The 25,880-nt window shown below is 39.2% G+C and carries 17 protein-coding genes and 2 riboswitches; of the genes, 14 read left to right on the top strand and 3 right to left on the bottom strand.

The window, feature by feature from the left end:
* Positions 1 to 300: 300 nt before the first annotated feature.
* Complete coding sequence (locus PTI45_RS22885; protein ID WP_069329902.1) at positions 301 to 1,254, bottom strand: DMT family transporter; 954 nt, start codon at positions 1,252 to 1,254, stop codon at positions 301 to 303.
* A gap of 372 nt (positions 1,255 to 1,626) precedes the next feature.
* Between PTI45_RS22885 and PTI45_RS22880 the strand changes: the two genes are divergently transcribed.
* Genes PTI45_RS22880 through PTI45_RS22865 form a run of 4 tightly spaced genes read left to right on the top strand, consistent with a single transcriptional unit; the run spans position 1,627 to position 6,137 of the window.
* Positions 1,627 to 2,748 (top strand): glycosyltransferase, encoded by a 1,122-nt coding sequence (locus PTI45_RS22880; RefSeq protein WP_069329901.1) that lies wholly within the window; start codon positions 1,627 to 1,629, stop codon positions 2,746 to 2,748.
* A gap of 1 nt (position 2,749) precedes the next feature.
* Positions 2,750 to 4,033, top strand: coding sequence for an MATE family efflux transporter (locus tag PTI45_RS22875; RefSeq protein ID WP_139129321.1), 1,284 nt, complete (start codon positions 2,750 to 2,752; stop codon positions 4,031 to 4,033).
* Positions 4,034 to 4,045: 12 nt separating this feature from the next.
* Positions 4,046 to 5,260, top strand: a complete 1,215-nt coding sequence (locus PTI45_RS22870) for a glycosyltransferase family 4 protein (RefSeq protein WP_069329899.1) — start codon at positions 4,046 to 4,048, stop codon at positions 5,258 to 5,260.
* Positions 5,223 to 6,137, top strand: coding sequence for a glycosyltransferase family 2 protein (locus PTI45_RS22865; RefSeq protein WP_069329898.1), 915 nt, complete (start codon positions 5,223 to 5,225; stop codon positions 6,135 to 6,137). Before PTI45_RS22870 ends, PTI45_RS22865 begins: the two co-directional genes overlap by 38 nt.
* On the opposite strand, the gene PTI45_RS22860 is transcribed toward PTI45_RS22865, so the two are convergent.
* Positions 6,121 to 6,813 carry a response regulator gene (locus PTI45_RS22860; protein WP_069329897.1) on the bottom strand — a complete coding sequence of 231 codons (693 nt, stop codon included), beginning with the start codon at positions 6,811 to 6,813 and terminating at the stop codon, positions 6,121 to 6,123. The genes PTI45_RS22865 and PTI45_RS22860 overlap by 17 nt on opposite strands.
* A gap of 45 nt (positions 6,814 to 6,858) precedes the next feature.
* Here PTI45_RS22860 and PTI45_RS22855 point away from each other — a divergent pair, with 45 nt between their 5' ends.
* From PTI45_RS22855 to PTI45_RS22845, 3 genes are read left to right on the top strand one after another with little or no spacing between them, the layout of a single operon-like run.
* Positions 6,859 to 7,308, top strand: coding sequence for a hypothetical protein (locus PTI45_RS22855; RefSeq protein WP_069329896.1), 450 nt, complete (start codon positions 6,859 to 6,861; stop codon positions 7,306 to 7,308).
* On the top strand, positions 7,305 to 9,041 hold the full coding sequence (locus tag PTI45_RS22850; protein ID WP_069329895.1) for a sensor histidine kinase: 1,737 nt from the start codon (positions 7,305 to 7,307) through the stop codon (positions 9,039 to 9,041). The genes PTI45_RS22855 and PTI45_RS22850 overlap by 4 nt, the downstream gene beginning before the upstream one ends.
* Before the next feature lie 41 nt (positions 9,042 to 9,082).
* Complete coding sequence (locus PTI45_RS22845) at positions 9,083 to 13,519, top strand: polysaccharide biosynthesis protein (RefSeq protein WP_069329894.1); 4,437 nt, start codon at positions 9,083 to 9,085, stop codon at positions 13,517 to 13,519.
* Positions 13,520 to 13,545: 26 nt separating this feature from the next.
* Here PTI45_RS22845 and PTI45_RS22840 read toward each other — a convergent pair whose 3' ends face one another.
* Positions 13,546 to 14,241, bottom strand: a complete 696-nt coding sequence (locus tag PTI45_RS22840) for a response regulator transcription factor (RefSeq protein WP_069329893.1) — start codon at positions 14,239 to 14,241, stop codon at positions 13,546 to 13,548.
* 359 nt (positions 14,242 to 14,600) lie between these two features.
* Between PTI45_RS22840 and PTI45_RS22835 the strand changes: the two genes are divergently transcribed.
* From PTI45_RS22835 to PTI45_RS22805, 7 genes are all read left to right on the top strand, one after another.
* Positions 14,601 to 15,983 (top strand): sugar phosphate nucleotidyltransferase, encoded by a 1,383-nt coding sequence (locus PTI45_RS22835; RefSeq protein ID WP_069329892.1) that lies wholly within the window; start codon positions 14,601 to 14,603, stop codon positions 15,981 to 15,983.
* A 32-nt stretch (positions 15,984 to 16,015) separates the two neighbouring features.
* Positions 16,016 to 18,811, top strand: coding sequence for a PAS domain-containing sensor histidine kinase (locus tag PTI45_RS22830; RefSeq protein WP_069329891.1), 2,796 nt, complete (start codon positions 16,016 to 16,018; stop codon positions 18,809 to 18,811).
* A 126-nt stretch (positions 18,812 to 18,937) separates the two neighbouring features.
* Positions 18,938 to 19,729 carry an SDR family oxidoreductase gene (locus PTI45_RS22825; RefSeq protein WP_069329890.1) on the top strand — a complete coding sequence of 264 codons (792 nt, stop codon included), beginning with the start codon at positions 18,938 to 18,940 and terminating at the stop codon, positions 19,727 to 19,729.
* 218 nt (positions 19,730 to 19,947) lie between these two features.
* Positions 19,948 to 20,058: riboswitch (glycine riboswitch) on the top strand.
* A gap of 3 nt (positions 20,059 to 20,061) precedes the next feature.
* A riboswitch (glycine riboswitch) is annotated at positions 20,062 to 20,140 on the top strand.
* 76 nt (positions 20,141 to 20,216) lie between these two features.
* The gene (gene sdaAB, locus PTI45_RS22820; protein WP_069329889.1) at positions 20,217 to 20,882 is read left to right on the top strand and encodes an L-serine ammonia-lyase, iron-sulfur-dependent subunit beta; all 666 of its coding nucleotides are present in this window, start codon (positions 20,217 to 20,219) and stop codon (positions 20,880 to 20,882) included.
* Positions 20,883 to 20,908: 26 nt separating this feature from the next.
* Positions 20,909 to 21,802: an L-serine ammonia-lyase, iron-sulfur-dependent, subunit alpha gene (gene sdaAA, locus PTI45_RS22815; protein WP_069329888.1), complete on the top strand. Its 894-nt coding sequence runs from the start codon at positions 20,909 to 20,911 to the stop codon at positions 21,800 to 21,802.
* A 324-nt stretch (positions 21,803 to 22,126) separates the two neighbouring features.
* Positions 22,127 to 24,952, top strand: coding sequence for an S-layer homology domain-containing protein (locus tag PTI45_RS22810; RefSeq protein ID WP_139129320.1), 2,826 nt, complete (start codon positions 22,127 to 22,129; stop codon positions 24,950 to 24,952).
* A 142-nt stretch (positions 24,953 to 25,094) separates the two neighbouring features.
* Positions 25,095 to 25,868 (top strand): aminoglycoside adenylyltransferase domain-containing protein, encoded by a 774-nt coding sequence (locus tag PTI45_RS22805; protein ID WP_245703548.1) that lies wholly within the window; start codon positions 25,095 to 25,097, stop codon positions 25,866 to 25,868.
* Positions 25,869 to 25,880 lie beyond the last annotated feature (12 nt).

Raw genomic sequence — 25,880 nt, 5'->3', positions numbered from 1 at the left:
GCATTTTCCCAAAATGCTCACCTCATCAAAAAATGCCTCCCTCCCCACAAGGGAATAAGGGAGACATGCCTTTGACCTTATCTTTTGCTCTAATCTTAGATCTTAATCCACAGTGACCACACGCTCAAGCGAAGAGAATCTATTCTTCTGAAAGAGCGAAGCGCTCGCCTTTAAGGACAGATATCGACTGCCCAGCAGTCCATCAAGATATCAGTCCTTAACAGCGACGACAAGAACGATTCTTTTCCCGCAGTGTCCCACTCCCATTCATTACAAATCGTTTGCGCATCATAGTTGATTTTATTTCTCACGCTCCACCATTTCTTCCTCTGTCGCCATCAGATCAGGAGGAACAAGCGCTTCTGTTTTATCTTTTCCAAAGCGAATAAATACCCATACACCAAGTAAAATCAATACGCCAGCGCCCAATTGAATCCCTGTTAACGATTCTCCTAGCAACCAGAAAGCCAAAAGGGAAGCAAAAACAGGTTCACCCAATACCGCCATAGACACAGCACCCGCATTCATATATTTCAAAAGCCAGTTAAACAAATAATGTCCGAACAATGTAGGCACAATCGCAAGTAACCAGAATACGCCCCAGTCTTTAGCCGCGTATCCGGTAAACGGAATATCATGAAACACATTGTAAAGCGCCATCGCACTACCTGCGATAAAAAATACCCAGAAATTATAAATCAAAGCTTCCATATGAGAGCGGATATGCTTACTGATTAGCATATGTATAGCCACAGCAATCGTACCTAGAAACGATAAAATATCACCTTGTAGCGCTGTTCCCGACAGAGCAAAATCTCCCCACCCAATAGCGACTGATCCCAGCACCGCCATACCCATACCGATAATCATAAATCGATTGGTACGTGTACGAAAAAGGAAATAAGAACCGATGACCACCATAATAGGCTCAAGTGTCAAAATAACAGTAGAACTAGCAACGGTCGTTAAACGTAACGATCCCATCCAAAGTAGAAAATGAAGTGCAAGCATCAACCCTGATATACCTAGCATCAGCCATGTTTTGGGCTGAATCCGAAATAGTTCTTTGCGATAACGAATCGCAAGCGGTAATAACAGTAAATTGGTGAAATACAATCGGTACATTCCGATCACAGATACTTCAGCATCTGACCACCGGATAAAGATCGACGAAAAAGAAATAGCTATAATGCCAATAACGTAGAGAAGTTCTAGAGGAATAGCAGGACTCTTAGAGGTTGCATGTGAATTCATAGGTGCGCTCCTAAATATAAGTATAATCATGTACATATTTTAATAAAATTATGCCTTCATGATTATACTCTATCCCTGATTAGCTGGGAATGATTACTCGAAAATCTTCCTATTGACAACAAAAATGCCCTTAAGAACTAGTAAAAAAGAACCATTAATTTCTATTTTTTTAGAAAAATAGGTCTAAAGATAACAAACTTAATATATTGATATTTTACTATTAATTTTTATATACGCTTTAATATCAGTGTATTATAGGGATTATATTAAAAAAGTATTAAAAATAGAACTAGTACTTTTATACTAAAATAAAAACATTTTTAATCCTTTTTCGACAAAATAAGGTATCCGCACTAAACGGAGGGTACTATCATGCAGGGGCATATAACCATTTTTACGGATCATATCCGAAATATTGACTACGAAAATGTTATTTATTTTTATGAAACGTCATTTTGTAACCATCCAGATGAATTGGAAGTTTACGAAACCGCACGTTGTTGTGTAATTGCGTATACAGATCCTGAACGAACTGTTCATACGGCTAATCAGATCAGACTGTATTTTCCACAAATGGCATTATTGTTAATCACTGATGTATCGCAGCCAGTTAGTGACCAACATCTAGTGCGTATTACAGGAGTAGGGCGATTACGGTTGTTGTATTGGAAAGAGAATCATAGTGAAGAAATGTTGTCTGAAATTCAAAGTTTATTGTATCCCGAATATCCAGCTAAAAGTCCGCATATCGCTTTTATTTTATCGGTATATAACGAAGAAGAGCGATTCAGTCATGTGCAAAAATTTGCTGAACGATTACAAAAATTTATTCGAAGTCATCTAGTGGAAGGCTCTATTTATGTGATTGATGATGGAAGCTTGGATGGGACACAGCTTTTGTTAGAATCATTAGAAAATTCCACGAGTATGGTGATCAACCGAATCAATCGTAATGCCAGCCCATTATTTAAAGCACAGCAGTTAGAGCGGAATACACGCAAAGCTGGAACGTATTTAGAAGGTATGCGCACGATTGAAGCCGATTATTATGTATTTGTAGATGCGGATGATTCTTTTTTTATTGAAGATATTGCCAAAATGATCAATGTGGTAAGGCAAGGCTATTATGATGTGGTGATTGGAACCAAAGATATGACGGCTGAAAATCGTTCTTTTGTTCGTTCGATGGTTAGCTTTTGCAAACGACAGATTTGTCGACCATTTTTACCATCAGGTGTGATTGATTCGCAGACTGGTCTCAAAATTATGAGTTCTGTTGCTGTCAAACGAATGTTTCCTCATCTGAAGCAAGAACTTGGACTTGCAGTTGATCTAGAAATGATGTTTATCGCCAAACGATTACAATTGCGTGTATTACAGATTCCTGTCAAATGTATCGACCGTGAAGGTTCACATATTGAAGTGTGGAAAGATTCAGTTCGCTTTTTGCGATCTTTAATCGATATCTGGCGACTGGATCGGCGGGTGCGTTAATGTGATTCGTCGGATAAGACCTATGCTTTTTCCTTTTTTTAATGTATTGCTGAATGGATTCAACTTCTTCTTCCATATCGCTGCCAGCTGGTATTTAACAGGGACTGCTTATGGACAAGCAAATGCGTTACTGGCTTTATTCGCTTTATTGTCTGTTCTAGGATTATCAATTCAATTATTAACAGCTAAAGTGGTATCAAAAGAAGATCGTACATTGTCGCTCAAGCAATTACCTTTAGGTTCATTGTTAATCAAAACACCGATTATATTGAGCTTCACTTCATGTATTATCCTGTTGATGCTGTTGCCTGTATTACGTTCTGTACTTGGTGTAGATTCCGGTTCTTTATTGTTACTCTACATACTTGTTTTCTTGCATACGATTGTGAGTATGACCCGTGGTGATATGCAAGGCAAAGAACGTATGTTAGCGCTAAATATAAATTATTATATTGAAGTGTTAGGGAAGCTGATTGTCTTTTTTATACTTGCTGTTTTGGGCTTTACATTAGCAGCTGTTCTGATTGGTAGTTGTGCAGGCATGTTATTCGCTTTAATTCACGGTTGGATATATAGTGTGCGGCAAAATACAGCGCCCTCGGTCACAGCTGGGAATTCAAAGTTATCAGGGATTTGGAAGTCACTCGGTCAAGATTTTACAGATAGCTTGATGACCAATTTATTCGTTTTATTTTTTATTTCAATCGATATGATTTTTGTACAACATTATTTTCCGGTACAAAGTAGTGGTTATGCAATTGCTTTGAAATACAGTCAGCTCGTCTATTATGTTTCTTATAGTCTCATTGCTGCCTTTATTCCCAAATTAGGCGCTAATGGCGATAACAAGCAAGGTTTGCGTAAGTTGATTGGAATCTATAGCGTTCTAATGATCTGTGCAGCGATTGGTGTGTATATCGGAACTACTTTTATATTCCCATTATCAATTCCGTTGTTATTTGGTGAAGCTTACCAATCGGCAGAACAATATTTGGTATTAGGCGGTTGGGTGTACTGGTTATTCTCGATTGTGCTCTTTTTTGTTCATGTTCATGTATTAATCGGTCGACGCAAATTTATGTGGGGCATGTTAGCAGGGGCGGCTGCTTTATTGATTTCTTTTGGATGGTGGCATCAAAGCCCACAAGACTTTTTACGTGCTGAACTTTGGTTATATAGCATTTTATCTATTTATTTTATTATTGATGCGTGGTTTTATTTATATTCCAAACAGACGTTGCCAGCACAACAGAGGCAACAACATGATCCAACTATTTTGAATTGAAGGAGCAAGATTATGGATTCTACTTATGTAAAAAAAGATCAAATTACTATTTTACTGTTATCATGGCGTGATATTCGCTCTCCAAAAAGCGGAGGAGCAGAAATTTTCACTCATGAAATGTTAAAACGTTCGCAACAGAGTCGATATCGTTTTATCCATTTTGCTCCTCAATTTGAAGGGTTACCTGCTGAAGAAGAGATCGATGGAGTGACTTATATTCGTCAGGGCAATATCTATAGCGTTATCGGTCATGCGATTCGTTATTATCGCCAGCATCGCAATGAAATTGATTATGTAGTCAATCAATCCAACACACATCAATTTTTCACTTCATTCTGGGTAGAACCTGCAAAGCGTATATTCTTTATTCACCAGTTAACACGTGAAATCTGGTATGAAAATGCTAGCTTTCCACTGAATCATATTGGTCATGCTTTAGAACCCTGGATGCTGAAGTTAGCTCAAAAGGATCAGACAATCACAGTATCGCCTTCGACCCGGTATGATCTACTGCAATTAGGATTCGATGCGAAGCGTGTTCATTTATTACCAGAAGGCATTGAGTTCGAACACTGGCAACCCGAGCAATTTTTGCCTAAAGAAGCTCAACCTACTTTTATGTATGTGGGACGATTTGTAAAATATAAAGGGATTGATCTGGTATTCCAAGCGTTCGGCGAATTGAAAAAGAAATTTCCGCAAGCCAAATTATGGATCGCTGGTCGTACCAATCAAGAGTATGTGCAATGTGCGTTATTGCCAATCATGAATCAATATGGATTAACCTATGGTGAATTGGATGATCCTGAAGTGGATGTGATTTTTCACGGATTTGTGTCGGAAGAACGTAAGCTTGAATTGATGAGTCGTGCTCAAGCGTTAGTCTTCCCATCATTGCGTGAAGGTTGGGGGCTTACGGTTACTGAAGCGGCGGCTGTCGGTACACCAAGTATTGTGAGTAATTCACCAGGACTTGTCGATGCAACCGATTTTGGCAAAGCAGGGTATCTCTGTTTTCATGGAGATGTAAAAGGGTTGTCCGAGCAAATGGAACGTGCAGCTATGGGCGGAGAAGATTATGCAGGGATGCGTAAGCGTGCATATGAGTATGCGTTAAAGTTCCATTTCAATCATACAGGAGCTGCATTCGATACGTTTGTAGATCATTTGGTAAAGGAGGCACAAGAGCATGAGCAAAGTCGTCATTCTCTTCTCCACGTACAATAATGAACAGACGGTGGTCGCTTGTCTGCAAAGTTGTATGAGTCAGGAGAATCATCAGTCGCTTCATATTGTTATTGCTGATGATGGCTCTAGCGATAACACGGTGCAGGTGATACGTGAGTTAGCTGAAGAGAGTATTGTACCTATGACTGTATTAGAATTACCGCATGGTGAACGTGGTATAGCACGGGTAACAGCGATTGCAGAAGCGCAGCGATTACATGCTGATTGTATACTGGTGATCGATTCCGATATGATTCTGGCAAAAGATCTGGTCAGTCAGTGTGTATCGTTTTTGGATGATCATCCTCAGGTGGGAGCACTTGTTGTCCCTGAAGAAGCCTATTCGACAGCGACTAACTTCTTTTCCAAAGTCAAAGTATTTGAACGTAATGTTATTAATAATGCAGGAGAAACATTAGGTAAGCGTTCGATTGAAGCCGCACGATTCTGGCGCATGAATGCATATGAGTCAACCGGTGGCTTTAATGCTGATCAGATTGCTTTCGAAGAAATTCAGCCGACACTGCGTTATGTAGAAGAAGGCGGAGATATTCGCCGCGCTGTATGTACACGTATTTATCATGATGAAAAACAAGTATATCTTAGCGATATATTACGTAAAAAAGCATATTATTTTTCGGTTATGGATCAGACTATTTCTTCAGAAGAAGGCGGATTTCGTAAAGCGTTAGAACGATGGTACTTTTTCCGTCCTGTCTTGTATTCACGTGCGAATAGACTTCAATATTTGCGTCATCCGTTGTTAACTGCCGGAATGTGTTGGATGTATATTTGTCTCAGTGTGCTCGGGGTAACTGCACTACTAAAAAGCAGTTCCCATTCTATCCAATCTACACCTCTTAATGAAAATAAATAACACGCAATATCGTATCTTTAAATACTAATTGGTGAATCGTGCAAATATCACTCGTATAATGCTCAAGTTCTTGCCGTGCAATATATACATCATGTGCAGCAAGATGAATCCCATCATGGACAGGATGCAGAAGCGACTGTCCTACCGGATACATTTGATTCATCGAGTGATGATTAGCCATAACCAGATGATTATGATTGATCAGTACATACGGTTGATCCGTTATTTTCATCATATCTGTAATAAATGCCGATAAATGATTAGCGAACTGTTGTTCAGCATGATAAGCGAATAGATTTCGTTCAGATTGCTGTAACGCTTCGTACAGAATGTTTTTAAGTGTTTCTGTCAGTTCTAATGGCTTGGTTAGAAATTTGAAAATACCTACCTGATTGATAGCAGATAGCATTGATTGAGTGTGTAAATGACCGGATAAAATAATACGGACAACATGAGGATAATCTGCTTTCATCATTGTTAAAAAAGCAAGTCCGTCCATACCGGGCATTAACAGATCAGATACAACAACATCAATAGGATGTTGCTCAATAATGCGTAGTGCTTCTTTAGGCGTATTTGCCATATGAATGTGAAATTTTTCCTCTTCTAACCAACGTTCTAGAATCGTTAAGACCATCTTATTATCGTCAACAAACAGAATACTTTGGGTTTTCATAAGCTCTGGATAACTCCAATCATAGGTTCAGAAATGAGGAACTACATGTATAATATCAATGTTTTGGCATTTTTGAAAGATACTAGTGTGGCGTGTGAACTACGCTTATTCTGTGAACGATTCAGTTCAGCCGAGCATGCACTCTGGGAAAAAGGGATGCATTTATTTCATCAATATCAAGGCAATCAACATGCTAATCTGACATTAACAGTCTCTCAAGGACTTAAACATATGGATGAACAATACGATGTATATATCGTGAATCTTCGCGAGTATACCGAAGAAGAATTGGATCTTCTGTATATCGCGAAGCATTGCGAACTGCTACTCCTCAGTAATGGAGAACCGGAAGATGCGGCTCGCTTTGCCGCGCTTCAGCGCCGAACACCGCGCTTATTATGTGCACGATTACCATTAGCCAAATTTGAATTGGAATGTCTCATGCAAGCGATCATTCACCGCTTGGAGCAGAATAAAGGAGAGGTACGGCAATGAAAGGTTGGGCATTTGTCAGACCAGCATGGCAACGACTGATTCTATATACCGTCGTTATGGGTATTGTAGCGCTGTTGTTATTTGCAATCCAGTGGTTCGCTGTTCATGAGTATCAGCTTCAGATCACAGAGATTAACGAAAGTCAGTTGCAAGATATTGTGCAAGCGACTTCAACCAATATGAACAATCAATATCAGACATGGCAAGTGGAATTGAATGAACTTGCCGCTACTATTGGTAAAAATATATTGGATAATAGCAAGCGAGCGTATACCAGTGGAATTACACGTAACCCCGGCGAATTTTATGTGCTTACCAATCAATATGAGATTATAGGCGGTCGTAACAATACCATTATGCAAAGTGCTGTTCAACAAGTACAAACGTTACAAAATGGCTGTGGAATCACAGGATTTACAACCGAAAATAATCAACCTGTCCAATATATGATTTGCCGTATCAAAGGAACCGATCAAAATGGATTTGCTGTGCGTGCTATTGATACATCAATGTTGAGTCAACGGATCATTGCTGATTCTACACATTACGAGACTTTAATTTATAACGAAGAATTCAAAGTAGTCGGCTCTCATAATGCAACAGATATCGGTAGAGTCGATATTACAGCAGTTACCAAAAAATTACTAGACGGTAACACAGGGATCATTGAAGATAACCATATTAAATATGGTATCGGGTTCAGTCGCATTAATGATGACCATGCTCTTTATGTCGCTGTACATGAGATCAATAATGATACGGCTCAAAATGTAAAAGCATTTCGCAATCAAATGGTGTTGATCTATATCCCTGTTTTTTTGATCGCAGCGATAGTGATGGTGTTTTACCGCAGACGTGTGATCAAAGACAATACAGTGAACACTCAAGTTCGAGATCAGCGTCGTGAAGAAGATTTGCGTCAACAGCAGGATACGTATTACTTGCCGATGTTGCAATCCATGGAAGAACAATTGCAAGAATTACAGAATCGAACCACCCGTTTAACCGGTGGCGATGATCTGAAATTACTGGGTTTCTATAACAACTTAGCAGACAATCTAGAAGCATCAGCCAGCCGAGGCGATTCTGCTTCACGTGCAGAACTTGAATTTTTTCGAGAGCTCAATCAGAACTTTACTCAAGGACGATTGAAGCAAGAATCTTATATTGCAGAGCTTGCTGTATCTGTGCAGGAACTTCGTGAAGAGTTAGAGCAGAAGATGCATGGTGCAGCAGGTATTAATTTTACAGATATGAATGAAGTAATCACAGAATCGTTAAAATGGGCAAATCGTGCTCTTGATATGAAAGGGATCGAAGTGGTCGTCAAGCAAGAACCTGTATCTCCAATAGCGGCGCAGTCGGCGATGTTATATCGTACGATTCAAGGATTGGTTGAAAATGCAGTTGTAGCCATGGCTCAGCATTATGAAGCACCTCCTGATATGAGTGAACACGGTGCTTTTGCTCCAAGATCGAAGCGAGTGAACAAAACACTCAAAGTCAGTTCTCTGATGGATGAAGAAGAGATTCTAATTACGATTGAAGACACTGGCGGAGGGATTGATGATAAGATGCGCTGGAACTACTTCCAGTCTGATTATTCTCAAAATAATAATGCCGATACACTCAGTCTGTATCATATGGATGCTTTTCTGAAAACGATCGGTGGGCGACTTAAATTACGTAATACAGATCGTGGACTGCAAGCGATTATCCAATTAAGACGTTGATGGATGATAAATATAAATAAGCAAAGAAAGGAGGCTGTCACATGAAAAAATGGATCGAGATGTATCGTTATGATCTGGTCGCTGTACTGATTATGCTGGCAGCCATCCTTTTATTTTTGCTTCCAATTTACAGTTCAGGACAGATTGTATTTAGCGATATCGCTTTTGGAGCGACTTCTCATCGTTATTTGGAAGAGATTGCAGGAGTATGGAATGAACGCTGGTCAACATCTACGTTATTTAATGCACCACGTATCCTTTATATTTTACCGTTTTATTTATTATCACTTGCTTTTGGCGAAAGTGGCCCGGTTTTGCTCAAGTCGTTTATTACGGGCTTGTTATTTATATCTGCGTTCTCCATGTATGCTTTTGCAAAGCGTCTGGTCAGTGTGTACTATTCACCTAGTTTTACTAAAACACGTATTTTTGCGATTGTGATCGGAGCTTTATTTTACGCGCTGAATCCGTGGGTAGTGTTTCGTATTCAACATATCTACTTATTGTGTGGATATAGCCTGTTTCCTTTAGTATTGCGCTTTTTCTTTAGTAGTTTTGATCCGAAGTTTCAGAAACAACAGATTTATCATTACAACCTACATAAGTTATATCAGCGTAATTGGATCGATCTTTTTATGTTAGCGGCTGTGTTTACAGTAAGTGCTGCTGCGATTCATTATTTCTTTTTTGGAATGATTTATCTAGCATTTTTTACCGGTCTGTTATTAATCAAATTAACATGGACGTATAAACAAAATGGTTGGGGATTTTTGAAATTGTTGTATCTTAACTTTGCTCGTAAATGGCTTATTTTTGGTTGCTTTTTTGGATTGTTAAGCTTTTACTGGTTGTCCTTGTATATGGGAAGTATTCTTATGGATGCGCAAGCGTCACAACATAATATCAATGTGGTCGATACCTTATCATTATTCAGTCGTAACAGTACGCTCAAAAATGTGGCTTATTTACTTAGTTACTGGTGGCCTATGTTTCCTTTATCCAGTTTACCGCTTATTTTCTATATCGGCGGTGGATTTCTGTTATTACTGATCGGCTATGCAATGGTTACACGTTCACACAAAAATCCGATTATTTTGATTTTTACTTTGCTAACTTTATTCTTTTTAATTGCTGCTACTGGAACGACATTTCCTTCGATTGCTGGATTTTTTGTCATTTTAGTCACCAAGACACCTGTAATCGGTTCTGTATTCCGTGATCCGAATAAGTTTATCGGTTTGATTGCTTTGAATTTTGGTGTGTTGTTGACGTTTGGGATCATTCAGCTGATTGAATGGTTCGGCTCGTCACGATTACAACGTATATTCAAACATACTGCTTTTGTTGCTGTAGTGGTATGTCTGGCGATTTATGTTACACCTTTACGGACTCAATTTGTAGAAGGGTATTATAAGCCTGTGACAGTACCCGCAGAGTATGCCGAAATGGCGAACAAATTAACCGATCCTGATCGCTATGATAGCAAAGCGTTATATTTCCCCATTGCAGATAATATGATTCAAGGTTTTAACGGGGTAGCCACACCTTATTGGAATAAAGGCGAGACATCGATGCAAAAAGCAACAGGTGATTTCCAAGTCTATTCTTCGCCCAAAAATACAATCTTTCACCATGAAGGTAATGACCCGAGTATTACGTATTATATGAACTTTTTGCAGTATATGTTGGACAATGGATTAAGTTCGAAAATGGGTTCATTGTTTTCAACGTTTGGTATCAATCAACTTGTCTATCATAACGAATATGAAGGACAGGAGAAGCGGCAACAATTCCAGTTATCCATGCTGGAAGATCAAGCAGGATTGAAGCGCACCTACCAGAATTCGATCTTTTCGATATTCCAATTGGATCAAGCTCCTGAATATATGAATATTTTGCCTGCTAAAGTGATTACGCCTTATGGATATAGTCGACTGGAAAGTTATAGTCATCAGCCCGGCTTTAATTTCAATCAATTTGGAGTGCTGTTCAGTACACTTAATCCCAAGCTTGATACGATTCAGACGGTAAACAAAGGTGATTATGTAGAAGCTTCATCATATAACGATTTATTTTTATCACAATTACCAGAAGAAGATTATTTACTCCCATTTGATGCGATTGAAGATGGTAATGCTTTTCTAAAATGGTCCAAAACATTTGCTTCAACGAATGATTGGCTCTGGTATCTGTCCTCACAAAATATTAAAAACTTTTCATTTGATATGGAAATGGATGCAGGAATTGCTGTCACTTTTGCCAGTGAAAAATTAGATGTACAACCCTATCAGATGAGTAAGCTTGAAGGACGAACAGTCGTCGATTTTGATTCATTATTACGTACTGAAAAGTTTTTTACACCTGATAATCCGCAAATGTTCAGTGTACAGGCGAATCCATTAGATGAGTTAAATGATGTGCCTACACTACACGGAGAAATTATCAAAGGCGATGCCAATAATATCTGGCAAGTTGCCAAATCTGGCATGATCGAAGCCAAAGAAAACAATCCTTATCAATTCAATATCACCGCTTCAGGTCGAGGCACGAATAAAATGCATGTCAAAATGAGATTTTACGATGAACATATGGATGAACTTGGAGTGAGTTATGTCGTTGCTCCTTCAGAAGAAAATAACTTTAACGGTGTTAATTTCTACGGGGAATATGTATCACCACCGGGTAGCAAATGGATGCGAATTGATCTGTTAACTCAACAGCGTCCGGAGCAAAAAAATTACTGGTGGATTCATGATATTCAGTTACTTGATCTAGGACAATATCGTAAGCCTAATACATTTACAATGCACAAAAAGTTAGATCAAGAGCAGACAGCTCATGTATATGCTCGGATATTTATGAATAAGCAAGGTGGAAAATTGGTATTTGGCATGCCTGATAAGCAAGTCAATATCAATACACAACATGAAGGTAGTAATCAATTTGAATGGATTGACTTGGGAGAGCATCATTTCCCTGCGGGCGATTCAGCCATTACAGTGAATAATATTAAAGGCTTCAATGCAATCAATCTACTGGCTGTTGTTCCAACCGATCGAGCGGATCAATTATCATTCCCTGTAGAGCAAGCAGTGAAGCGAGGTAAGTTATTTTTCACTCTAGAAGCAGAGAATGATTTTGCAGGACAGGGCAATACGCAGACCGAGCGTGCTTTTCCTTTATTAAGTATGGGAAAAGGAATCAGTTATCAACAAGGAACATTGCAGAAAAAAGTAGATATTCTCAAAACAGCAGAGTATTCGACATCGATTCTGGCAAATATTCCTTCAGGCTATCAAGGAAGCTTGACGATGAAATGGATCAATCAACAAACAGGAGAAGTCATTTCTCGCAAAATAGCAAGCGATCAAGTGTATACCCGATCAACCGATCCAGACACGATCAAAAATACAGTGATCGAAACGTTACTGGATCAAGATGGATTTGCCAAACAAAAGTTAAGTATTCCTCATTTACTTCGTAATTATGGACGTATTGAATGGAATCATTTACTGCTAACCAAAGGCACGTATCAATTGAAATTGGTGTTGGATAGTCAAGTGCCGTCGCTGACCAATGAGCAAGATCTTCACTTGATGAAAGCGGATGAAGTCAAAGTACTGCCAAGTGAAGAGAATAATGAAAGTTTACTTCAGAATACGTCAGCAGAATGTATGACAGATATTCAGCCCGGACAGACACGCAAAGTGATATCTAAAAATGGGATCACGATCCAGTATGCCCCTAGTTACTCTTGCGATTGGAATATTTATGCTTCTCAGAAAATGAAAGCTGAACCATTGGAAGAATATTCAGTCACTTTAGATGCTGTGTCTCAACAGATCAAACAGCGTCATATGAAATTAGTCTTCCTCAATGCTAATTCTCAAATTCTACAGACTACCTATATCAATGAAGTGGAAGAAGAGGATAAAAACAAGTGGAATCATTATGATCAAATCATAAAAGCGCCAGCCGAAACTGCAATGATGCAGTTCCAAGTGCTGGCGCATGCGGATCAAAAAGTAAAAGGTTCTTTTCAAATGAAAAACTACTCCATTATTCCGTATAAAGCGATGATTATGGTCGATCAATTCATGTTATTTGAAGGTGAGGATATCAATCAGTTCTTTACAGTTCCTACTCTCAAAGCAACAGTCCAAGCGACTCGTGAGAACTCGATGGAACGAAGCTTTATCTTGAGCAATCCAGCGCATGATCAAGTATTGATTCGTGAGACTGAATCGCCTAATCCGCTCTGGGAATTCCGATTAAACGGAGAGACTCAGCGAGCCAGACTGGCTGTTAACGGAGTCACAACCGGATTTATCACCGAAGGAAACGGAAGTGGAACAGTTGTTATTATTCTTGCTTCTGCTTACCGGATAGGCTGGATACTATTTGCAATAGGTATTGTAGCAGGTATTGCTTGTATTCTTCCTTACCAGCGCTGGAAAAAGCGAAGGCAACGACGGTAATAAAATGTAAAATGATGTGCTTTTCGTTACATCACGTATTTGTATCCTGTACCCCAGACGGTGCGGATATGCTGAGGGTTTTTGGGATCGCGTTCTATCTTTTTGCGTAAGCTGGAAATATGTACATCAATGGTACGATCCAGATAAGCGCGATCTCCTCCTTTAATACGATCCATCAATTCATTGCGGGTAAATACTTTACCTGGATAATTATAAAGTTCTTTCATAATCGCAAATTCAATATGTGTCACTTCAACTTCTTGTTCTTCTACAAACAGACTGTGACGATAATCATTCACAGAAATACGACCTTTTTTGTCTTTCGAAACATTGACTTTAGGTTCATTAATAATGGTCGGGCCACTTCGACGTAATAAGGCTTTGATCCGAGCATCCAGCTCTTTGAGACTGAATGGTTTACACAAAAAGTCATCTGCACCATTATCCAGTGCTTTGATCCGTTCATTCAGCATCGTATTGGCAGATATCATCAATACAGGTACGGTAGATTGTTTGCGGATTTGACTGACTAATTCACTTCCATCCATATCAGGAAGCATAAGATCGGTTACGATAATATCGGGTTTGAAATGAAACAACTTTTGAATAGCGTCTTTGGAATCATGAATCATTTCGGTAAGGTAACCTTCTTCTTGAAGAAAAAATGCAATCATATCTGCCAGACTTTTCTCATCTTCAATAAGAAGAACTTTAATAGACATCGCTGTCACTCTCCTGTATGAAAAATAATAGGCTTGTTGAATATCTCCCTTTTCCTATTCTATAACATGTTTAATAGGACAATATTTAAATACCATGTATAGAATAATCAAGAACAGAATTTCAATAAAATAGTACTATTTCATTTTTGAATATAATGAAAGTAATCCAAATGTTAAAAAAATGCGAATCAATTAGCATGAAATTTTATACAGAAAAGAGAACTTTCTTAAAATATACATGAGAAAATGGAATAGGACTATAGTATCATTCGACTCTTTACATTTATTTTCGGCATAATCAGTTAAAATGAACAGTTTTTTAAGATTTACTACAATTTTTTTGGAAGAAGGTTTCATATATGCGCATGATATTGTTGTCCGGTGGGTCAGGTAAACGTCTGTGGCCTTTATCGAACGTTAATCGTCCCAAACAATTTCTTCCCGTTCTTCGCCATCAAGGTCAGCCTGAAAGTATGCTTCAGCGCATATGGCGACAATTACAAGATGCAGGGCTATCCGAGCAAGCTTATTTTTCGGCTAGCGGGCATCAAGCTGACTTGATTCGAGGACAAATTGGTATAAATGCTACCATTATCGAAGAACCTGCGCAAAGGGATACTTTTCCAGCAATCGCTTTAGCAGCTTCATATTTATATCATCATGCCGGTGCAAAACGTGATGAAATGATAGGAGTTATGCCAGTAGACGGTTATGCCGGTGATGAATTTTTTGAGCATTTGCGTAAGCTTCCATCTATCTTAGAGAATTCTGGTGATGACTTAGTTCTTATGGGTGCTTCTCCTACCGAGCCTTCAGACAAATACGGATATATTGTACCATTGTTGTCTGATATGGTGGATAAGGAATATTTTGGTGTTTGTTCATTTATAGAAAAACCAGATGTTATCACTGCCCAATCCTTAATACATAAAGGGGCATTGTGGAATTGCGGTGTATTCGCATTTCGCTTAGGATTTCTGCTAGATCATATGGATCATCAAGGATGGAACTCCAATTATAATGATTTACTAAGCAATTATTTGTCGTTACCAAAAACAAGCTTTGACGTAGCTGTTGTAGAAAAAACAAGTCATATATCAGTATTACCGTTTAATGGAGAATGGCGCGATCTGGGAACATGGGACTCTTTAATTCGTGAAATGGATTTTGATGTCACGGGTTCAGGATACATTTCTCCGTTATCTCATAAGACGCGAATTATCAACGAATTAGATATACCCGTGAGTGTATGGAATGTGCCAGGTATTATCGTGGTTGCCGGACCTGATGGCATATTAGTTACCGATCGGGAAGATGCAACAGGCATTAAAGATATGGTCGGGCAAGTAGAAATTGCCCCACGTTTTGAAGAACGATTCTGGGGAAAACAAACAATCCTTTCTCATCGTAAAGATGAAGGTGGACTTGAAACAGTGACTAAACGTGTAGTCATCACGTCAGGTAGATCGATTAGTTATCATGAACATAAGTTACGTAAAGAAGTATGGACTATTGTATCAGGTATAGGCAAGATTTGCCTTGATGGAGTCCTAACTATAGTATCTCCAGGTGATGTCATTGTCGTAGAGCCTGGGATAAGACATTATATTAGCGCTTCAGAAGGCGAACTGGAATTTATTGAGTCACAGATAGGGAAAGCTGTATCGGAGACTGACATTTTTAGATACGAATATCCTGGAGTGAATCCAGATCTTTTGTTATCAGAAGGTCTTTCGGGTTAACCTGCTGTCCGTGGTAGAAAGGACCGTTAGTCATGAAATACAGAATACTTCTTTGGTTCCGATCGCCTTGGATTGGAACAATCATCTTAACGATCTTGGGCATAGCAGGTAATTATTTTAAATGGGATTTATCTTTAAATTTACGATTTGCACTGGGCAGCGCAGCACTTTTGATTATTTTTCGTCTCTACGGATTACGATTTGCTGTGCCTGCTTTACTCGCTATAAATATACCTTTTGGATTTGGCGGGTCTTATCTTTTCATGACCGGCTTGTTTGGCTTGGAAATTTTGTTTTTATACTTTTATTTTAAGTGGTTTAATAAAGGTATTTTGTTTAAAGGCGATCTTTTATTCTGGGGATGTATCGGACTCCCTTTAGTATTCTTAATGTACCAGTACCGTCTTGATGAAATGGGAATCAAGATGATGACACTGGTTATTCTGGAACAAAGTTTTAACAGTATTATCAATTTATTGATCGCTTCGATTTTGTTAGAAAGTATTATAAGTCGTATCAAAATAGATATTAAGCCTACGTATACAATTTCGTTGGGGCGAATTATTTTTAAGTATTTAATTGCCTTTGTTATCTTTACGTCGTTGCTATTATTGACCGTTAGCAGTCATCAGCAATTTCAAGACATTCGAGGATTGTATTCTTCGTATTTGGAACGTTCTTCTTATATTTATAAGCAAGATATTGAAGGTAGTTTTTCGGATATGCGTACAGTCAAACCGTTAATGAATAAATATAAAAAAAATTTCTATATTGATTCTGTTCTGGTTAGTCCGTTAGGTTCGTCCATGTACAGCACACTAGATAATAAGACAACAAAACAACTCGTTCAAGATGGAAGTTATGAATCGTTGATGATTAAAGAAACAGCAGACGGAGCAAGAATTTTTCATCATTTTCCGTTAAATCGGTTAACCCTGATCGAGAGATGGCAGGAGTCGTACTTTGTTATGGATATTCCACTAAATCATAATTATCGATTACTTTTAAAATTGACAGCGGCGTTTTATTTAGAACGTATTTATATATTTTATATTCAGAGTATTATTACGATTCTGATCGTTATTGGTATTGCGATTTTGTTAGCACGACCGATTAGTCGCAAAATTACCAAACCTTTACTGGAATTAGCCAAAGCGTCTAACAATATTCCACGTAAATTGGTTAAAGATACGCCTATTGATTGGCCTAACAGCAATATTTCCGAATTTCATGCGTTGATCGAGAACTTCAAATTGGTATCGCTTGTGTTGGAGAATCAGTTTTTGCAAATTCAACGGGATAAAGAAAATCTAGAAATTCGTGTAGTCGAACGTACTTTTGATCTGGCTGAAAGTGAATCACAGAAAAGGGCTATTCTCAAATATGCGATTAACGGTATTATTTCAACTGATCATCAGATGAAAATTACAGAATTTAACCCTGCGGCAGAGCAGATGTTCAAGTACAGTCGTGAACAGGTCATTGGCAGGCCTTTATCAGATCTATTGGTTATCGACACAAGTCAGCAGGAAGACTCCAATCATTCTATTACAGCGATACGCTCGGATGATACGCCTTTTCAGGTGGAACTGACACGGAGTGAAATTTTGGCAGAAGAATCTTCTTTTCAGACTTTCTTTGTACATGATTTAACCCAGCAGGAAAAAGAACGTGCACAGCGCAATGAGCATGAACGTCAATTAGAAGCACTTAATGATCGCTTGCGAGAAGAGCAGGGTGTAGCTGAAAAGCAGAAAAGTATTACAGGGAATCTACTTGAATCGGTACAAGAAGGTATTGTGATGTGTGATTCGAAAGGAATCATTTCTTTTATCAATCCTACGATGTTATCGCTATTCAAAATCAAAGATTATACCGGCTACTCGGTACAGCAATTGTTACATCATATTGAAGATCAACTGATTGAAGGCACATCATCATGGATTGAAAAGTTAGAACAATTCTTAAATGGTGAACCTCATTGGAATCAAGGCGAGCTTGTATTGCTGAAAAATGAAAAGATTTTATCGCTTTATGTCACTCCAGTGACCGATACCGTCCAACAGATTGAACATGGTGTTATTCTTGTTTTTCGGGATCGTACAGAAGAAGAACAGGTCAAACAAATGCAAAATGAGTTAATTAGTGTCGTTTCTCATGAGTTGCGTACTCCTTTGTCAGCGATGATGGGATATATCGAAATGTTAATGATCTATCAGGATATGTCGATTGAGAAAAGACATACTTTTATAGAAACGATTCATCAAGAAGGGCAACGATTGTCTCATTTGTTAGATGATTTCCTCGATATTCAGCGTATCGAAGCAGATCATGCCGAATATCATATGACGTATATTCCTCTGTATGAACTGTTACAAGGAATCTGTCATCAATGGAATCCAGATTCGAGAGATCGTATTATTCTTCATCATGAAGGGGTTGATGAAGTCTTTATTACCGGTGATCATCATCGTTTAATTCAAGTTTTTCAGAATCTAATCAGCAATGCGCTTAAATATTCATCTGCTGAATCGCTTGTTCATATTGTGATCGAAGAATTACCTCATCAGATTCGTGTATCTATAGAAGATTCAGGAATAGGTATTCCTGTTGAAGATCAAGCTCGTATTTTCCAAAAATTTTTCCGAGCAAGTTCTGCGTCTGAACATCAAATCAAAGGAACGGGGCTTGGATTATATATTACGCAACGAATTGTTAACGATCATAAGGGTGAATTAAGTTTTGTATCGAGACCGAATGAAGGTTCTGTCTTTTCTGTTCTTTTACCGAAGCCCAAAAAGAATGATTCTGCACATTCTATCGAATAATACGTTATCATCTGTTTCATTGTTCTGTCTGCTAGGGTACTTACAATAGGAAAACAGATAACGTTGTGAGTATCAAAAAACAGTTATCTAGTACAAACACATTCTGAAATATGGAGGCTTATCCACATGGCAGAAACAAAATTAGTAGGTAAAGTAGCAGCAGTAACAGGTGGCGGATCAGGAATAGGTAAAGCATCAGCGATACGATTTGCAGCAGAAGGTGCTGTTGTATATATGTTAGATCGTACGCCTGAAAATGCAGAAGAAACCAAAGCCGAAATTGAAAAAGCTGGCGGAAAAGCATATGTGATTGAGTGCGATATTTCCAAACCAGAAATGATTGAAAGTGCTATGAAACAAGTAGTGGCTGAAGCAGGTCAATTGGATATTGTATTTGCGAATGCAGGAATCAATGGTAGCAAAGCCCCTATCGAAACATTAGAAATAGATGATTGGAATCAAACGGTAGAGATTAATTTACGAGGCACATTTGCAACTGTAAAATACGCTATCCCTCATTTGAAAGAAAAGGGCGGTAGTATTATTATTACAAGTTCAATCAATGGTAATCGTGTATTCTCTAATGTAGGATTCTCTGCATATGCTTCAACCAAAGCAGCGCAAGTAGCATTTATGAAAATGGCGGCGCTAGAACTTGCACGCTATAAAATCAGAGTTAATGCGGTCTGTCCGGGAGCGATCGATACCGAAATCGACGACAATACGTATCCAAGTGACGATCTAAAAGAAGTCGAAATTCCAATGGAATTCCCTGAAGGAGATCATCCGCTTAAAGGCGAACCTGGTAAAATCGAAGAAGTGGCTAATCTAGTGCTATTCTTGGCCTCTAGTGAAGCTTCACATGTAACCGGTACAGAGATATTTGTAGATGGCGCAGAATCGTTATTACGAGGATAGTTGTATCTACAAGTATAGATAGATAAATGATACTATGATAGTCCAATCAAAGTCCTTTTTCGAGCATATCGGGAAAGGACTTTGTTGTCTTTATGCACAAAAGTATCCTTTTTCAAATCAATCAATTGACAGTGTCAGGTGTGCTGAATTAAGCTAAAGGTATCGAACGTATTCACGTGATTTAACTAATAACGAACCATTCAAATAAATAACTGCACATGAAGATAGAGGGAGAGTCTGTGGATGTATGTGATCCACCACCGAAGGAGCAAGTTAATCATTTGGCGATGATTGATTAATCTCTCAGGTACCCGAACCGCTATCGGATGCAACTCTGGAGAGAGCATACCAGCCACCCAAGGAGTACAACCGATACGATTCGGTCCAAACTCTCAGGTAACGAGGACAGAGGAATAGGCCACGCGCGGGCTATTCCCTGTCTTTTTTTGTGCGCGCATATTTTGGTGATAAGGGAGAAGAGGAATTTATGCGTTTTAAAAATGTATTCAATATTATAGGGCCGGCGATGGTAGGACCGTCTAGTTCACATACAGCAGGAGCAGCTCGTCTAGGAAGAGCGGCTCGTCATTTTTTAGGAGTATGCCCTGAGCATGTAAAGATTGTTTTGTATGGTTCGTTTGCAGAAACGTACTGGGGACATGGTACAGATCTAGCACTTGTCGGTGGTCTGCTTGATTATGATACCGATGATGATCGCTTACCAGATGCAGCAGAAGAAGCCGATCGTCAAGGGATAACGATTTCTTTTGATAAAGGCACAGGCAATTATCCGCATCCTAACTTTGTGCGAATTATTGTACAGCATGGAACAGAAACAGCTGAAGTAGCAGGTGCTTCGATCGGTGGCGGAAATATTGAGATTCATGAATTAAATGGATTCGATGTACGAGGCTCTGGTCAGTATCCGATGCTTGCTGTAGAACACACGGATAGTAAAGGTGTACTGGCGGATATTACACGCACACTTAGTGATGCGGAACTCAATATTGGATTTATGGATGTGGATCGCAAAGCTCGTAGCGGTGAAGCGATGACTGTTATCGAATTGGATACTGCGCCTGATCCGCATGTGTTGAATCGTATTTTACAATTGCCTTATGTAACTCGTGCGGCTGTTATAGACTTGAAGTAAATGAAAGACAAAGGAGAGTATAGAATATGCAATTTCGCACGTTAAAAGATATTGTTCGGTTATGTGAAGAACGTTCACTCACGATTGCGGAACTGATGATTGAAGAACAAGTAAAAGAAACAGGGGTTAGTGAACCTGAAGTGATCCAGCAGATGGCAGATTATTATCAAGTGATGAAAGAAGCAGTACATCGCGGAATTACAGAAGACACCGTTTCACGAAGCGGTCTAACGGGCGGAGATGCACGCCGTGTGCATGATTATATGTTGAGTGGAGAAACTTCTTCAGGCAGTGATGCTACTCGTGCGATGGCGTATGCGCTAGCTGTATCTGAAGTCAATGCTTCGATGGGTCGTATTATTGCTACACCAACCGCAGGCTCATGTGGCATTATTCCTGGCGTATTTGTCAGTTCGCAAGAACGTTTTGGATGGGATGATGATCATATGGTTCTAGGACTATTTGCAGCAGGAGCGATCGGTTATGTGATTGCCAACAATTCTTCGATCTCAGGCGCAGAAGGTGGATGTCAGGCAGAAGTCGGTTCAGCAATTGGGATGGCAGCAGGAGCGATGGTCGAGATGCGTAACGGTACACCCGAGCAAGCTATGCATGCTGTAGGATTGGCTCTCAAAAATACATTGGGATTAATCTGTGATCCAGTAGCTGGACTTGTCGAAATTCCTTGTATTGTTCGTAATGGATTAGGTGCAGTGAATGCGTTAGCAGCGGCAGATATGGGACTTGCTGGAGTGCGTAGCGCTATTCCATCAGATGAGGTGGTCGATGTGATGTTACAAGTCGGACGTTCTATGCCAAGTGAACATCGTGAGACGGCCCGCGGAGGATTAGCACAGACACCAACCGGGCGCAAAATCACCGAAGAATTAAGACGCAGAAGACAAGAAAATAAAAATTAACTTCCTCGCATGAACTATTTGAAGTGAAATGAAGAAAGTCGTTTATAATAAAACGACTTTTTTCGATTTTTCTTCAAACCTTTCCTTAATATTCCGATAAATTGTTGTATAATTCGATATATACGTAAATAAATTAGTAGTATAGTTGCTCAACTTTTACCCTAGATTAGATGTATTTACTTAATTAGATGGGTCTAAAGTATGAATTTAATTTCAAATTATAGGTTCATAAGATGTGTTTGGAGGTGAATACAACGTTATAGCTTGTTTGAAGTAGAACAGGTTATAACTAATTATATGATATCCAAAGCGGGGTCAACACATATGAAGCAATATATAGCTTGTTTGTTGATTGTATTGCTGTTCTGTACGAATGCCACCGATATATCAGCGATGAGCAAAGAAGCCTTTATAGATATTAGACAATCTTATGCTGTTGATGCTATTACGTCATTGTCAGCACAAGGAGTCATTACAGGCTATCAGGATGGCAGCTTTCAGCCGAGACGCTCTATTTCTAGACAAGAATGGGCAAGTGTATTTGTTAAAAGCTTAAATTGGACATCAGAACCTGGAACGGTACTCCCTTTTACCGATGTATCACCTTGGGCAGTTCCTTATGTTAGTGCTTTATATCAGTATGATATTACCAAAGGAATCAGTGCTACCGAATTTGGTGTAAAGCAACCGATTAGTCGTCAAGATGTCGCTGTCTGGTATGCTCGTTATCTTGGCTTGACTGATCAGCAACAGGTGACGAATGTATCGACATTTGAAGATCAAGCCGATATTTCAGGTTATGCGAAATCTAGTGTGTGGTTAATGGAGCAATTAGGACTGATGCAAGGCAATGAGCAACATCATTTTGCGCCCAAGCAACCTGTACAACGTCAAGCGGCTATTTTGGTAGCCTATCGGGTACTGCAATCAGGGGATAACTTACAGGAGCGTGCACAGCAATTGTTAGCCAGCCGCTCTACAGAGGCAACTCCACCTGTACTGACTCCCGAGCGTCCACCTGTAATAATAGAAAAAGATCATTCTGAACCAACGTCTGGATCAAATTCTGTAGATAGTACGCCTGAACTGACAGGGAGCCGGGCAAATCCTAAAGACAAAGACCATGATCGCAACAACCCTAGGCCTGATCCAGAAGTGCCTGTGCCGCCCGTCGCACCTCCTGTGTTGCCTCCAGCGGAACCTTCATTTGTATTTGATCGGGTGAATATAGAAGCGCCTGTACTGTGGAATGATCCTGCAACATATAGTGCATATCGACTGTCGTTTTATTTCTGGTATCAGGGTCAGAAGATTGCTTTACCTGAACGGGTCTCATCCGATCTGACATACCAATTTGAAGATCCATTAAATATATTTGATACACAGGGCAAAATTATTCATCCTGAACATATTCCAGCCACAGGCGGATTAATTCCTGTTCAACTTCATATTGTCTCACCACAAGCGAAGCTTGATCTTAAGATCGAGACCATGATAATGGTGACAATCAAAGCACCACCAGTGACTCCACCTGTTGAAGAACCGGAATACAAGCCAGATTATGTGATTCGTTCTGTCTATCTGGACACATATACGTTAGATCAATCGGTATCGATTAAGCCAGATTCATGGCGTATACGGTATGTCCTCCAAGATGTATATGGTCAACCGATTGCTTCTGAACATTTACCAGCCGATCTTCATATTCGATTTGAAAATAATACGGGTATTATTGATGAGCAAGGACGGATTATCAATGTGCATAATATCCCACCGGTAGGTAGCACAATTCCTGTCCAAATCAGTGTGACATCACCTTCGACTAGCGTATATCTCCATAAAGAATTTGAGTTGAACGTAGTGGCTGGTGAGCGTAGAAAACAATATTTTGCAGTATCCGTGATGTTAGAAGGTGGATCAGGTTCATCAACTACCCTAGCTGAAATGCAGCAGATGCGGAGTATGCTTGCTCAGATTGATCCGAATGTACATCTGACATGGGCAATTGATAACAATTTTGTTTTTCAAGAAAGCAATCGTCCTCAATTGCATCAAGTCTTACAGTATGTTGATCTGTATGGAGATGAAGTCGGTATTTTGTCTGGTTATCCGAACAATCACTATACGTTAGCACAGTGGGGCAATGAGATGAATGAGTGGTTGTATATGTATCGCTATAATGCTATGAATACATTGCATGAATCAGGTACAGTCGGACAACCATCGGTATTTGAAAGTATTCCAGCGGCATATCGTCCAACTTCATTATCTAGCTTTGCTGTCAATCCCGAGCAAGTGACATGGCTCAAAGATCATTTTGAGATTACATCCTATATGGGCTGGGCAGCGACGCAATATAATGTAAATCAATTATTTGGAGAAGGTTCGCCATTGATGCCTTACTGGTCGAATGAGCATAATCCATTGGTGCCTGCACAAGGAAGTCTAGATAATAGTGGAGCCGTCTTTATGAATCCAGTAACAATCGATCCTATCGGTTCACGTTATGTAGAAAAGTCTTCCCGGTGGACGATTCATCCGGGTGATCCCTATGTCAAAGACTCTAATGCTGAACCGCAATTGTATACTGCGCAGCAATATGTCGATAATCCTTATCAAATGATGAACACGGTTAACTATCTATCTATTGTGATTGATACAAACTGGGTGTTACGTCATGATAATTTGCTAAATGGATGGAAAGACTTTGTTGATCATTTTCCAGCAGGACGTAATGTTCATATTGTAGGGATCAATGAACTTGGGCAAACGTATCGAACGAAGTCGGGTTCTACCAATGATCAAGCTCAATTTACATTGATGTTCAGAGGTTCCGGTTATACGACGGCACTAGATGGTAATAACTCTCCAGCTGATACTCGTTATCTATGGACAGAGAATCAATATCAGCGTCTAATTTTGCGCAAGCACGATGGAGATCAAGCATGGTCGGTGATTGATTTTACTGATTATACAAAAACGCCTGTTCCGCAGACCCCATATGCTTTTGACAGTCATACCGAAGTTAGTTATGTGACTGGACGTAATTATAAGATTGCGCCTAACGCACCGTTAACATCAGCTGAAATTCAGCGGATTCAAGAACGATTGCAACAGATTCATTTCACCGAAGATGTAGATTATCAGTAAAGTAGTATAGCAAAAAGCATTCCTAGATCATTAGGGATGCTTTTTTTGATAGATCCTTGTCTATGGTTGACGATACCATCTAAAAGGAAGAAGATAGAAGGATATTTTGGTGAAATAGGGTATTGAAAAGGAGCCGATCATATTGAATATTCAGCCTCATATCTCAGATCATGCCTATAAACTTAAAGGTATTACAGAGTTATTTCAAACAGTATTAGAAGATAATCTAGTCGGTATTTATCTACATGGTTCTTTGGCGATGGGTGGGTTCAATCCTGAACAGAGTGATATTGATTTGTTAATTGTGGTACAAGATGCAATCAGTCAGCAATTGAAATTAGATATCGCTCAAAAACTTCTAATAGTAGAAGAAGATTTAATATACGGCAACGGGCTCGAGTTGAGTATATTATTGCAAAAAGATATAAATCCTTTTGTATACACGACTCCATTTGAATTCCATTATTCAGCCCATCACCGCGAAAAGTATCGTACAGATACGCATTATATTTGCGGAGGGGATACAGATACCGATATAGCAGCTCATATTTTTGTTACATATCAGCGAGGTCTAACCTTATATGGTAAACAGATCTCCGCAGTATTTGCGCCAATCGACCCTCATTTGTATATTCAATCACTTTTGTTAGATATAGAACATGTATCTACAGATATAATAGATTCACCTGTATATTACACACTTAACCTGTGTCGGATCTTGCTGTTTCTTCAAGAACATACCGTCTCATCGAAAAAAGAAGGAGGGGAATGGGGAATCTCTGCATTGCCTTCTACCTACTCTGAGCTTATTCGTGCTTGCCTTGATATGTACAGTGGCAGTATAGATGATCCAAGATTGGAACCTGTACAGTTACAAGCATTTGCCGAATATATGGTAAATGAAATCCAACAATAGCTCAGTATTCAA

Source organism: Paenibacillus nuruki, assembly GCF_001721045.1.
In the GTDB taxonomy this organism is placed as follows: domain Bacteria; phylum Bacillota; class Bacilli; order Paenibacillales; family Paenibacillaceae; genus Saccharibacillus; species Saccharibacillus nuruki.
The sequence above is the reverse complement of the archived record's forward strand: the minus strand, read 5'-3'. Positions and strand labels throughout refer to the sequence as shown.